This is a genomic window from Kineobactrum salinum, assembly GCF_010669285.1.
GTDB classification, from domain to species: domain Bacteria; phylum Pseudomonadota; class Gammaproteobacteria; order Pseudomonadales; family Halieaceae; genus Kineobactrum; species Kineobactrum salinum.
In genome coordinates this window covers 3,536,301-3,548,431 of sequence record NZ_CP048711.1, presented here as the reverse complement: position 1 = coordinate 3,548,431, position 12,131 = coordinate 3,536,301, and the positions used below count along the sequence as shown (strand labels likewise).

General features: G+C 62.2%; 10 protein-coding genes. 5 read left to right on the top strand and 5 right to left on the bottom strand.

From position 1 onward, the window contains the following. Positions 1-45: 45 nt before the first annotated feature. Positions 46-1,185 (bottom strand): alanine dehydrogenase, encoded by a 1,140-nt coding sequence (gene ald, locus G3T16_RS15760; RefSeq protein ID WP_163496062.1) that lies wholly within the window; start codon positions 1,183-1,185, stop codon positions 46-48. 196 nt (positions 1,186-1,381) lie between these two features. Here ald and G3T16_RS15755 point away from each other — a divergent pair, with 196 nt between their 5' ends. Beyond that, positions 1,382-1,858, top strand: a complete 477-nt coding sequence (locus tag G3T16_RS15755) for an Lrp/AsnC ligand binding domain-containing protein (RefSeq protein WP_163496061.1) — start codon at positions 1,382-1,384, stop codon at positions 1,856-1,858. Positions 1,859-1,891: 33 nt separating this feature from the next. Here G3T16_RS15755 and G3T16_RS15750 read toward each other — a convergent pair whose 3' ends face one another. The 4 genes from G3T16_RS15750 to G3T16_RS15735 form a co-directional block, all read right to left on the bottom strand. Next, positions 1,892-2,761, bottom strand: coding sequence for a glycosyltransferase family 2 protein (locus tag G3T16_RS15750; protein ID WP_163496060.1), 870 nt, complete (start codon positions 2,759-2,761; stop codon positions 1,892-1,894). Next, the gene (locus G3T16_RS15745; RefSeq protein WP_163496059.1) at positions 2,762-4,654 is read right to left on the bottom strand and encodes a hypothetical protein; all 1,893 of its coding nucleotides are present in this window, start codon (positions 4,652-4,654) and stop codon (positions 2,762-2,764) included. Then, positions 4,651-6,564: a hypothetical protein gene (locus G3T16_RS15740; protein ID WP_163496058.1), complete on the bottom strand. Its 1,914-nt coding sequence runs from the start codon at positions 6,562-6,564 to the stop codon at positions 4,651-4,653. Before G3T16_RS15740 ends, G3T16_RS15745 begins: the two co-directional genes overlap by 4 nt. A gap of 147 nt (positions 6,565-6,711) precedes the next feature. Continuing rightward, positions 6,712-7,164: a pilin gene (locus G3T16_RS15735; RefSeq protein WP_408610710.1), complete on the bottom strand. Its 453-nt coding sequence runs from the start codon at positions 7,162-7,164 to the stop codon at positions 6,712-6,714. 481 nt (positions 7,165-7,645) lie between these two features. On the opposite strand from G3T16_RS15735, the gene pilB reads away from it, so the two are divergent. The 4 genes from pilB to coaE are packed head-to-tail and all read left to right on the top strand — an operon-like array spanning position 7,646 to position 12,126. After that, complete coding sequence (gene pilB / locus G3T16_RS15730; RefSeq protein ID WP_163496057.1) at positions 7,646-9,364, top strand: type IV-A pilus assembly ATPase PilB; 1,719 nt, start codon at positions 7,646-7,648, stop codon at positions 9,362-9,364. A 53-nt stretch (positions 9,365-9,417) separates the two neighbouring features. Continuing rightward, positions 9,418-10,635 (top strand): type II secretion system F family protein, encoded by a 1,218-nt coding sequence (locus G3T16_RS15725; protein ID WP_163496056.1) that lies wholly within the window; start codon positions 9,418-9,420, stop codon positions 10,633-10,635. Positions 10,636-10,645: 10 nt separating this feature from the next. Continuing rightward, positions 10,646-11,515: a prepilin peptidase gene (locus tag G3T16_RS15720; protein ID WP_163496055.1), complete on the top strand. Its 870-nt coding sequence runs from the start codon at positions 10,646-10,648 to the stop codon at positions 11,513-11,515. Next, a complete protein-coding gene (gene coaE, locus G3T16_RS15715) occupies positions 11,512-12,126 on the top strand; it encodes a dephospho-CoA kinase (protein WP_163496054.1) in 615 nt (204 codons plus the stop codon). The genes G3T16_RS15720 and coaE overlap by 4 nt, the downstream gene beginning before the upstream one ends. Positions 12,127-12,131 lie beyond the last annotated feature (5 nt).

Here is a 12,131-nt window from a genome sequence, read left to right as displayed (position 1 = left end):
CCAGCATCAGCCGCGGGAGCGAACGTCACATCTGGCCAGACTCCCTCAGGCGCACTGCTGCAGCGGCTTTTGCTCCAGCGCCGCCATCGGCTCCACGTAGTCGTAGCCCAGCGCCTCTGCCACCGCCGGGTGGGTGACCATGCCGGCGTGCACATTGAGCCCGTTGCGCAGATGCACATCGTCGCGCAGCGCAGCGGTGACGCCTGCACGGGTGAGCTTCACCGCGTAGGGCAGCGTGGCATTGGCCAGGGCCACGGTGGCGGTGCGTGCGACGCCGCCGGGCATGTTGGCCACGCAGTAGTGCACCACACCGTCGACAACGTAGGTGGGATCCTGGTGGGTGGTGGCGCGGCTGGTCTCGAAGCAGCCGCCCTGGTCAATCGCCACATCCACCATCACCGCGCCGGTTTTCATCCGCCCCACCAGCTCACGACTGATCAGCTTGGGCGCCGCCGCGCCGGGAATCAGTACCGCGCCGATCACCAGGTCCGCCTCCAGCGCAAACCGCTCCACGGCTTCCTTGGTGGAATAGACGGTTTTCAGACGCCCGCCAAACATCATGTCCAGGTCCTTCAGGCGGCCCAGATCCCGGTCCAGCAGGGTCACATCCGCGCCCATGCCCATGGCCATGCGGGCGGCATTGATGCCGACCACGCCACCACCGATCACCAGCACCCTGGCGGGCTCCACGCCCGGCACGCCGCCCAGCAGGACGCCGTTGCCACCCTGGGCCTTCTCCAGGTTGTGAGCACCGGCCTGGATCGACATGCGACCGGCTACCTCGCTCATCGGCGCCAGCAGCGGCAGGCCGTGACCGGCGGAGGTCACGGTTTCATAGGCAATGCAGGTGGCTCCTGATGCCAGCAACAGTTCGGTCTGCTGCGGATCCGGGGCCAAATGCAGGTAGGTAAACAGCAGCTGGCCGGGGCGCAGCATCCGGCACTCGTCCGGCTGCGGCTCCTTGACCTTGATGATCATCCCGGCGCGGGCAAAAATCTCCTCCGCGCCGGCCACGATCTCGGCCCCGGCCTCGCGATACTGGGCGTCGTCAAAACCGATGGCGGCGCCGCCGTCCTGCTGCACCAGCAACTGGTGGCCGTCCTCGACCAGCTCGCGGACCCCGGCCGGGGTCAGGCCGATGCGATATTCGTGGTTTTTGATTTCCCTGGGTACACCGATCAACATGGCTGTGCTCCTTGTGGTAAGCGATTTCACTATAGGCGCCATGCTAAAGCGAGGCACTCGACTTTTTTTCACTATTTTTCTCCCGAACATGGGCGAATACGCTACTATTTCACCACACAAGAGTCGAATTAACTGCCATAGATCGTTAGTCGACAGTTGGATCGATTAGATATAACCGGAATCATGGTGGAATCCGATGGAGCGCAAACTGCATACCCTCAACCGCACCGATCGCCGCCTGCTGCGCCTGTTGCAGCAGGATGCGCGCTGCAGTTACGCGGAGCTGGCGCGCCAGGTCGGCCTCAGCACCACCCCCTGCAAGGAACGCATCAAACGGCTGGAACGCGAAGGTGTCATCCGCGGCTATCAGGCCATCCTGAACCCGGATTTCCTCGACGCGGGACTGGTGGTATTCGTACAGATCCGCCTCAGCCGCACCTCCCAGGACATCTTCGAGGAGTTCAAGCAAAGCGCCTTCGAACTGCCGGAAGTACAGGAATGCTATCTGGTCTCCGGCAATTTCGACTACCTGATCAAGGCGCGGGTAGCGGACATGAATGCTTATCGGGCCTTTCTCGGCGAAACCCTGCTGACTCTGCCGGGGGTGCAGGAGTCCACCAGCTATGTGGTGATGGAGCAAGTCAAGGAGACCCTGGCGCTGAGTATCCCCTGAGCCGGTCCACCCGCATGGCCCCGCTGCAGCGGCTCACTCGTCGTGATTCACATCCTTGTACTGCAGGTTGGTGAGCTGCTCCGACAACAGCCCGATCAGGAACACGATGACCGCGGCCAGTACCAGCACGGTACTCATATTGGTAAAGCGCAGCGATCCGCTCTGCAGGAAGGTGACCACATAGTTCAGCAGACCGAAGCCTCCCATCAGCACCGACAATGGGAAATACACTTTCAGCGGCGAATACAGCGTACCGATCTTGAAGATGATCAGAAAGAAGCGCACCCCGTCGCGCACCACGTTGATATGGCTCTTGCCCAGTCGCGGCGCAACCTCCACCGGTACGAAGCCCACCGAATAGCCGGCCCGGAAAAACGCCATCGTGGAGGTGGTCGGGTAACTGAAGCCATTGGGCAGCAGGTACAAAAAGCTCAGGAACCTGCCCCGGTGCACCGCCCGCAGGCCCGAGGTGAGATCCTCTATGCGGTGGTTCACCATCCAGCTCGCCAGCCTGTTGTAGAAGGCATTGGCGCTCCAGCGCACCATGCTAGCCTGGGAGGCCAGCCCACTGCGGGCGCCGACCACCAGGTCATAGCCCTCAGCCAGCTTTTCCAGCAGCGCCGCAATGGCTTCCGGGGCGTGCTGGCCGTCGCCATCCATGAACACGATATAATCACCCGACGCCGCCCGGGCGCCGGCCTTGATGGCTGCGCCGTTGCCTTTGGAGTAGGGGTGGGTCAGCAGGGTCACCCCCGCTTCCCGGCACACCGCGGCAGTATCGTCCGAGGAGCCGTCATTGACCACGATCACCTCGGCATCCGGATACAGCTCGCGCAGCCGCGGCAATGTTGCGGAGAGGCCTTCCTGTTCGTTTTTGGCGGGGATGACAATGGAAAAACGCAACTAGTCTTGCTCCAGATACAGGGCCAGCGTCTGCTGGTCAGCGACGCTGAGTTCGCCGCTGGCTTGCAGCGCCAACAATTGTTGTTTCAGGATTCGAGCTTCCTCCACTTTACCCAAAGCGGTGGTGAAATGCAGCTGCATCAGCAGGCCGCGGGTGTTGTTAGGTTCCGACGCGAGGAAGCGGACAGTATACCGATAGGCATTTTCGTAGCGTTCCAGTGCGTTTTCCAGCACTGCCAGCACGGAATACATATCGGCCGCAGCGGTAGCACCGGCGCCGGGCCGCAGGTAAACAGACGCCAGCCTGTTCGCTATGTCAATCCAGTCCAGCTGCGGACACCGGCCATCCTGAAGCATGTCCACGAAGACATGCATGGTGGCCACCGAACTCAGCGGACGGGCACTCTCCAGCGACCGAGGCCCCGGCTGCGCGTCCACCGGCAATGCCTTGCCGGCGATGCAGGCCAGTGCAAGATTGCGGATATAGCGGTCTCCCCGCTGTTCGGTGCCGGCCTCATGCGCGCGCCTGGAATACTCCAGCGCCGGGGAAAGCGCGCCGGCTTGTGCATACAGCACCGCCATATCAGCGTTGGCTCGGAACGAATGCGGATGGGCAATCACCTGGTGGAAGCGCAGCAAGCGCGAGTCGGACCACAGCTGCACCTGGGAGCTGGTTTGCAACGTCAGCAGTAGAATAGCGACGCCCAGCCAGGCCAGCAACGGCGATGCCAGTACTGGCCACCGCCGGGCGACTGTCGCCGCCAGCAGCGCCGGCACCAGGAACAGCCCGATGGCGGGAAAGTAATTGCGGTGCTCGAAATACAGTTCCAGCGGCAATACCGTGGACTCGGTGCTGTGCCCGGCAAGAAAAAACAACACACAAAATGAGACCTGCCGTCCCAATGACCAACGACACCCGATTATGAGTAATAGCCCGACGAGTGCCCAGCCGACTACCGCGAGCCCAGTGGAAGCAGGGTCGGTAAGGGACCGGGAGACTACAATATCGTCGTGATACAACCCCATCCGGCCCACCTCCGGCCATAGCAACTGGCCGAGGTAATCCCACAGAATACGCGCCTCGGTCAACAACCGCTCGTCCAGCGTGAATTCTCGTAGACTGTAGTGTGCCAGCAGCCGCTCCGGCACCAGCAGGAAAACAGCCACTACCAACGCCGCACCGCCGGCCGACAGTATCCAGCAGCCGCGCCACAGCCACGGATTACGACCACCATCGGGATTGCGGCAGCCGAACCACAATAATTCCAGCAGTACCAGCACCGGCAACACGACAACACCGGATTCCTTGGAGTAGACCGCGAGCAAGACACATGCCGGCACCAACGCAGCCAACCATGCGTGACTTCGTCCCCTGACGAAGCGTTGCCGCCAATAGATGTAAGCGATCAACGCCAGCAGCATGAACGTGGTCGCCAGCATCGCCATGCGCTGCACGACATAGAGGACGGTGCTGACGAACAACGGCGACGCCAGCCACAGGCCTCCGCCGAGCACACCCAGCCAAAAGGCATGCGGATAGCGCTCGCTGCGCAACAATAGCGTAAACAACCACACCACGAGTACACCATTGATCCCGTGCAGTATGATATTCACTGTCTTGCTCGTCGCCACGTCCGCATCCGGCCAGAACCGTTCCGCGACAAACGTTGCCATCGTCACCGGTCTGCCCAACGGCCCGGAGCCATCCCCCAGGATCTGGTCCAGCGCCACGCGCGGCGTAACCCCCAGATCACCCAGTACCGCGATGCTGGAGCGATCATCCAGCAGCGCGGGTCCATGGATGCCCGGTGCGTACAACCAGCTAACAGCGACCAGCAGCAAGACCAGTACCAGTAGCGGAGCCCACGCACCAAAGCCGAGCGCCTGTCTCATTCGCTGCCCCTGGCGAACAGCCGCCGTTGCAACGACAGTTGGTAGCGTTTCGGATCTACACGCAGCCACTGTTCCAGCGTACGATAGATACCGGCCGCGTCGCCGACCCGGTCGTATTGGTGGATCAGCTGGGGGTAGAAAGTCTGCTGGCCCGGCCAGCGCTCAATGCCCTCCTCAAGCAGCGGAATTAGTTCAGCGGCGCCGGCACCGGACTCGACGAGCCAGTTGTATTGCAGAGCTACCGGATCCGGCAGCTCGGGGTATTGCAGCCGCAGCTGCCGGAGGAACTCCCGCGCCACAGGCGCCGGCGTCGCGCACTGATCATTGCCCATGCACTCAGCCAGCAGGGCCAGCGCATTGCGGTCCGAAGGCTTCAACACTCGCCCTTCCAGCGCCCGGCGAATATCCCCCAGCCAGTCAGTGCGCTGCAGCAACTCTGGAAAGAAACTGCTGTCGAGATAGTAAAGCATCACCAGCGCGCCGAGGTCGCGGCGGTCTTGCTGGTGCATCAGCTCCATATAGTGCCGCCCTACAGCGAGCATCTCCTGTGCCGACTGTACGTCATGCCCTCGCTCCTCGCGCAGCCGATATTCGCGCAACAGCGCGTTGGCATAGAAGTAATTCGAACGCACCGATTCGGGATGACGGGCAACATTGACGCGTGACAGCCGCAGGTCATCCGACCAGGTGTGGGCCCTCAGCGCCAGCAGCGTCGCCAGGACAAACAGGCCGGCCACAGCCACGAACACACTACGCCCCACTGGCAGACGCCCAACCACTGCACCCAGCGCCGCGGCCAACAACAGGCACACTGCGACACTGGGCAGATAATTGCGGTGTTCGTAAACCATTTCCAGCGCCAGGAAACTGGACTCCATGCTATGGGCAATGAGATAGAACAGTACCGCGAACAGCAACAACGGCCAGCGCTGGCGTTGCCACAGCGCCAATGCCAACAGCAGGCTCCACGACAACAATGCCATCAATGTCGCTACGGGCTGCAGCAAGCCGCGCGACAGCGGAATATAATCATGCTGAAAACCCATATCGAGGATATTGGGCCACAGGAGCCAGCCCAGGTAGCGCCACAGCAGTCGAAGCTGGGTCAACAGGCGTTCTTCCATCGTGAAGTCGCGAATCCGGTAACCCGAGTGGAACAGCTCCGGATACCAGATGAACAGTAGCGCGATCAGCAGCAACGGAAGCAGTAACAGCAGCCATCCCAGCAACGCCAGGCCGGGCACCTCGCGCCCGGCCCAGCGACCCCGGAAGATAGCCACTTCGACCGCCGGCAGCAGCCAGAACAGCAACGCGCCGTTTTCCTTGCAGAGGATCGCCGCAGCACCGACCAGCAGCAGCCAGAGTACAGCGGCAATCACTTCCGCGGTGCTGGCGCCACGGACTGTCCAGCGCGCACGATAGCGAACGAACAGCCACAGCCCCAATACCACGAACAGTGTGGACAGCTGGGCCATACGCTGCACTGTGTACAGTACCGTGGACACCTGCAGCGGATGCAACAACCACAGCGCCATTGCCGCCAGCGCGGTCCAGCGCGGATCCAGCCGCGACCGACCCTGGGCAGATAGCTGCCCGAGAATGGAACTGAACAGGCCGTAGAGCAGCGCCGCTATCAGGCAGTGAATTACCGCGTTGGTGACTTTGAGAGAGACCGGCGAAAACCCGCCCTCCACAACATGCTGCAGCGCAAAGCTGGCCATCGTTAACGGCCGTCCCAGCGGACCCGCATCGGAACTGAACGCCGCCACCCGCCAATCATCAAAGCGGCTGCCGTCGAGTTGCACCCGCTCATTACCGGTCAGCGCCGGCGTGTCGTCAAACAACAGGTAATTGCCCGCATTGTTGGCGTAGATCAGGAACGCAGCCAGCAGCAGGCAAAAGCCCGCCATGGACCTCAGGTATCGGGATTCGGACAGCGTTAGCAGTCGAGACAAAGGTGCAGGCTTACCAGGTTGCTGGGATTTGTCAGTGTATACGGGTTTACTAGCTGCAACAAAAAAAGCCCGGCGATGCCGGGCTTTATGAAGCAACCTCGATTAGCCGCGGCAATTGGCTGGCAGGAATTTGACTGGAATACCATCAGTAGCCGCGGGCTTGCATTTCCAGACTATAGAGCCGTCATCTCGGGTCGTGCCCGACAGAACGAACTGGTCTTCCGTGCCGCCGGGAATAACACCCGGCTGGACCACGGCGGTCAGCAGAGGCCCCACGTTAGCCGTACTCGTATAGAGTATGGATTTCACGATTTCCTTGTTGGGATAATCATTGATCCCTGATGCAGTCGCAGTCGGCAGTCGGCCCATCGACGAATAATATTCGGAGATTGTCGTCTTCGCCTCCGCCAGCGCCGCCATCGGCTCAGACATCTTCGCCCGCACCGTATAATCCTGATAAGCCGGCAGCGCGATCGCAGCCAGAATGCCGACGATCGCGATCACAATCATCAGTTCGATCAGGGTGAAACCCTTTTGTGCCTGTTGCATCTTCATGTTTGCTGCTCCTTTCCCCAGGGGGATTATCTTGTTGCACCGCTATTGCGATAGCGACTTGCAGGGGATAAATAGCACAATCTGTGCCAGAGCGCCAAGGCAAAGCGCAAAAATGCCAAAGTTACTGACGAATCAATAGCTTGAAGGGGAGATTGTGATTCCGCAGAAAAGTGACAAGCGGACCAGCACGGCCTCGGGGTTGCCACTGAGCGGCGCATATGGACAATTTTTGTCAGCTTGCGGACCTAATGCAGCTGTTCCTGGCTGATATCGGCGTCACTGCCGCGGCACATCTGCGCACGTCCCACGGTCGCCATACACTCTAGCTCATCGGGAGGGCGGCAATTGGCCGATAAAACCTGCATAAAATCATTATATTAGCGGATGGACAGGGGTAGGAGCGGGACTGCAGTCCCGCTATACTGGCAGCGCGCTGGCAGGCAGCTTTGACAATCACGGCCCGCGAAGGGGTAAATGCAGGATGAATGAAAGGGCGATTGGGCAGCTGAGTGGCCTTGCAGGTCGCCTGGTGGTCGAAGGATTGCTCAACGCTGAGCACGCCAAGGAGGCTCAGCGTGAGGCCGCCTATGAGCGGGTGCCGCTGGTCAAGTACCTGGTGGACAAGCTCAACCTGGACAGCCAGCGCATCGCCGAGGTGGCTTCGCTGGAGTTCGGCGTGCCGTTGTTCGATATCAACGCCTTCAGCCGCGCCTCCCTGCCGATCGGGCTGGTGGACGTCAACCTGGTCAGCAAGCATCACGCCCTGCCGCTGTTCCGCCGCGGCAACCGCTTGTTCATTGCTGTATCCGACCCCACCAACCTCGCCGCGCTGGACGAGATCAAGTTCCACACCGGCATCAACACCGATGCGATACTGGTGGAGGAACGGGCGCTGAGCAAGGTCATCACCGAGTGGGTGGAAACCCACGAGAGCCTCGCCGAGGGGCTGGGCGACCTGGGCAACGAGGATTTCGAGAACATCGATATTGGCAGCGGCGAGGAGCGCGACGCCGAGGAAAACTCGGATGCCGTCGACGAGACGCCGATTGTCCGCTTCATCAACAAGGTGCTGATCGATGCGATCAAGCAGGGCGCCTCGGACATCCACTTCGAGCCCTACGAGAAAAACTACCGGGTGCGGTTTCGCACCGACGGCATCCTGCGGGAGGTGGTGAAGCCGCCCAAGAACCTCTCTGCGCGGATGGCGGCGCGCCTGAAGATCATGTCGCAGATGGACATCTCCGAGCGGCGCATGCCCCAGGACGGGCGCATCCAGATGAAGCTGTCGCGCAACCGCGCGATCGATTTCCGGGTCAACACGCTGCCGACCCTGTTCGGGGAGAAGGTGGTGCTGCGTATCCTCGACCCGTCCAGCGCCCAGATGGGCATCGACGCGCTGGGCTATGAGGAAGAGCAGAAGGAAATGTATCTCGACGCCCTGAGCAAGCCCCAGGGCATGATCCTGGTCACCGGGCCCACCGGTTCGGGCAAGACCGTGTCGCTGTACACCGGCATCAATCTGCTGAACCAGCCCGAGCGCAATATCTCCACCGCGGAAGATCCGGTGGAGATCAATATGGAAGGGGTCAACCAGGTTCACGTCAATCCCAAGGTGGGGCTGAACTTCGCGGAGGCGTTGCGCTCCTTTCTGCGCCAGGACCCGGACGTGATCATGGTGGGGGAGATCCGCGACCTGGAAACCGCCGAGATCGCGATCAAGGCGGCCCAGACCGGCCACCTGGTGCTGTCGACACTGCACACCAACAGCGCAGCGGAAACCGTTACCCGCTTGCTGAACATTGGCGTACCCTCCTTCAACCTGGCCACGTCGGTGAACCTGATCATCGCCCAACGGCTGGCCCGGCGCCTGTGCAAGGACTGCAGTGAACCGGCCGACGACATTCCCCACAGCGTGCTGCTGAAGGAAGGCTTCACCGAGGAACTGCTGGCGCAGGCGACGATCAAGCGGGCCGTGGGCTGCGCCAACTGTACCGATGGCTACAAGGGCCGGGTGGGCATCTACGAGGTGGTGCGAATCACTCCCAGTATCGCCCAGCTGATCCTGGCACAGGGCAACGCCATGGAGATTCACAAACAGGCACGGGCCGAGGGCTTCAATGACCTGCGCACATCGGCGCTGATCAAGGTGGCCAGCGGCGTGACCAGCCTGGAAGAGGTCAACCGGGTAACCACCGATTGACGGACGGGGCCCAGGGCTCCACCTGACGCGGCAGCGCGATACGGAAAACGAGTATGGCAACCAGTGCAAGCAAGCAAAATACCTTCACCTGGAGCGGGACCGACCGCAACGGGCGTGTCTCCAAGGGCGAGATCAGTGCCCAGAGTTCGGCCATGGCCAGGGCCCAGTTGCGCACCCAGGGCATCGTGCCCAAGGCGGTGCGCAAGAAGGCCAAGCCCCTGTTCGGCGGCGGCAAGCCGATCAAGCCCGCGGATGTCGCCATCTTTACGCGCCAGCTGGCAACGATGATGAAGGCCGGGGTGCCGCTGGTGCAGAGCTTCGATATCGTGGCCGAAGGGCTGGACAAGCCCAAGATGCGCGACCTGGTGATCAGCATCAAGAATGACGTCGCTTCGGGCAGCGGCCTGGCGCCGTCGCTGGCCAAGTACCCGCGCTACTTCGACGAGCTGTTCTGCAGTCTGGTGGCGTCCGGTGAGGGCTCCGGTACGCTGGAGGTCATGCTGAGCCGGGTGGCCACCTACAAGGAGAAAACCGAACAGCTCAAGGCCAAGATCAAGAAGGCGATGACCTACCCCACGGCCGTGGTGATCGTGGCGCTGGTGGTCACCGGCATCCTGCTGGTCAAGGTGGTGCCGCAGTTTGCCGAAACCTTCCGCAGCTTCGGCTCCGACCTGCCCGCGTTCACATTGCTGGTGCTGGGCATCTCCGAGTTCGTGCAGAGCTGGTGGTTCATCATGGCTCTGGGCCTGGTTGCGACGGGCTATGCCTTCAAGGAGGCCAAGATCCGCTCCGAGGCCTTCGCCGTATTCCTGGACCGCCTGGCACTGCGGCTGCCGGTGGTCGGCGGCATTGTCCACGATGCGATCATCGCCCGTTTTTCCCGCACCCTGGCCACCACCTTTGCCGCCGGGGTGCCGCTGGTGGACGCGCTCAACTCCACCGCGGGCGCCGCCGGGAACTCGGTCTACCGCACGGCCATCCTGCAGATCCGCGATGATGTCACCACCGGCTCCACTCTGTACCAGTCGATCAAGTCCACCAGCATGTTCCCCAACATGCTGCTGCAGATGGTCTCGATCGGGGAGGAATCCGGCGCCCTGGATGAAATGCTGGACAAGGTGGCCAACCACTACGAAGAGGCGGTGGACAACGCGGTGGACAGCCTCAGTTCACTGATGGAACCGGTGATCATGTCCATTCTGGGCGTACTGGTGGGCGGCCTGATGATTGCGATGTACCTGCCCATCTTCATGCTTGGCTCAGTGGTGTGACGGCACTGTCATGTTAGTGGAGACATTTGCCCAACACGGTTGGTGGCTGGCCAGCTGCCTGTTGTTGCTGGGCCTGGTGGTCGGCAGCTTCCTCAATGTAGTGATCTACCGGCTGCCGTTGATGATGCAGGCGCAATGGCGGCGCGACTGCAGCCAGCTGCTGGAGCAGACCCAGGCCGGCCCGGCCCCCCTCAATCTGGCCACGCCCAATTCCCACTGCCCCCACTGCCAGGCGCCGGTGCGTCCCTGGCAGAATATCCCGGTACTGAGCTATCTCGTGCTGGGCGGCAAGTGCGCCAGTTGCGGGGCCCGGATTTCGCCGCGCTATCCGGTGATCGAGCTGCTGACCGGGCTGCTGACGCTGGGGCTGGGCCTGTACTACGGCGCCAGTGTGCAACTGCTGGGCGCGATCCTGTTCAGCTGGGCCCTGCTGGCACTGAGCGTGATCGACATTGACACCCAGCTGCTGCCGGACAACATCACCTTGCCGCTACTGTGGCTGGGCCTGCTGTTCAACCTGGGCGGCCACTTCGTGCCGCTGGCGGACGCGGTACTGGGCGCGGTCGCCGGCTACCTGGTCCTGTGGACGGTATACTGGCTGTTCAAGGTGGTCACCGGCAAGGAGGGCATGGGCTACGGCGATTTCAAACTGCTGGCGGCGCTGGGCGCCTGGCTGGGCTGGCAGGCGCTGCCGCTGGTTATCCTGTTGTCCTCACTGGTCGGGGCAGTGGTCGGCATCGCGCTGATGGTCATCAAACGCCGGGGCCGGGAGATTCCGATTCCCTTCGGTCCCTATCTGGCGCTGGCCGGCTGGGTCAGCCTGATCTGGGGCGAGCAGTTACTGGCCGCCTGGCTTGGCGCCACCGGAGCGGGCCTGTGAGCCTGGTCATCGGCATCACCGGCGGCATAGGCAGCGGCAAGAGCGCGGTCACCCACCGCTTCGCCGCCAGGGGCATCACCGTGGTGGACGCGGATCTCGCAGCCCGGGTGGTGGTGGAGCAGGGGCGGCCGGCGCTGGCGGCAATCCGCGACCGCTACGGCGCCGATATCCTGCTGGCGGACGGCAACCTTGACCGGGCCGCGCTGCGCCGCATCGTGTTCGCCGATGAGCGCGAGCGCCACTGGCTGGAACAGCTGACCCACCCGCTGATTGCGGACGAAATCCGCGCCCAGCTGCAGCGCTCGGCCTCGCCCTATACCTTGCTCAGTTCACCGCTGTTGCTGGAATCCAGCCAGAAAACGCTGGTCAGCCTGGTCGTGGTGGTGGATGTACCCGAGGCGGTACAACTGCAGCGCACGATGGCGCGCGATGACAATGACGAGGCCCAGGTGCGCCGCATCATCGCGGCCCAGATTCCGCGCGAGGAACGGCGGGCGCTGGCCGATATCGTAATTGACAACAGTGGCAGCCTGGCAGCACTGGATGAGGTGGTGGACGAGCTGCACAAGGAATTCCTGCTGCGGGCCGAAACTGCGGCGGCGGCCCGATAGCGCGA

Coding starts and splice junctions, on each gene's coding strand:
- ald (WP_163496062.1), bottom strand. CDS start 1,185: ATGTTGATCGGTGTACCCAGGGAAATCAAAAACCACGAATATCGCATC.
- G3T16_RS15755 (WP_163496061.1), top strand. CDS start 1,382: ATGGAGCGCAAACTGCATACCCTCAACCGCACCGATCGCCGCCTGCTG.
- G3T16_RS15745 (WP_163496059.1), bottom strand. CDS start 4,654: ATGAGACAGGCGCTCGGCTTTGGTGCGTGGGCTCCGCTACTGGTACTG.
- G3T16_RS15740 (WP_163496058.1), bottom strand. CDS start 6,564: ATGGCGGGCTTTTGCCTGCTGCTGGCTGCGTTCCTGATCTACGCCAAC.
- G3T16_RS15735 (WP_408610710.1), bottom strand. CDS start 7,164: ATGAAGATGCAACAGGCACAAAAGGGTTTCACCCTGATCGAACTGATG.
- pilB (WP_163496057.1), top strand. CDS start 7,646: ATGAATGAAAGGGCGATTGGGCAGCTGAGTGGCCTTGCAGGTCGCCTG.
- G3T16_RS15725 (WP_163496056.1), top strand. CDS start 9,418: ATGGCAACCAGTGCAAGCAAGCAAAATACCTTCACCTGGAGCGGGACC.
- G3T16_RS15720 (WP_163496055.1), top strand. CDS start 10,646: ATGTTAGTGGAGACATTTGCCCAACACGGTTGGTGGCTGGCCAGCTGC.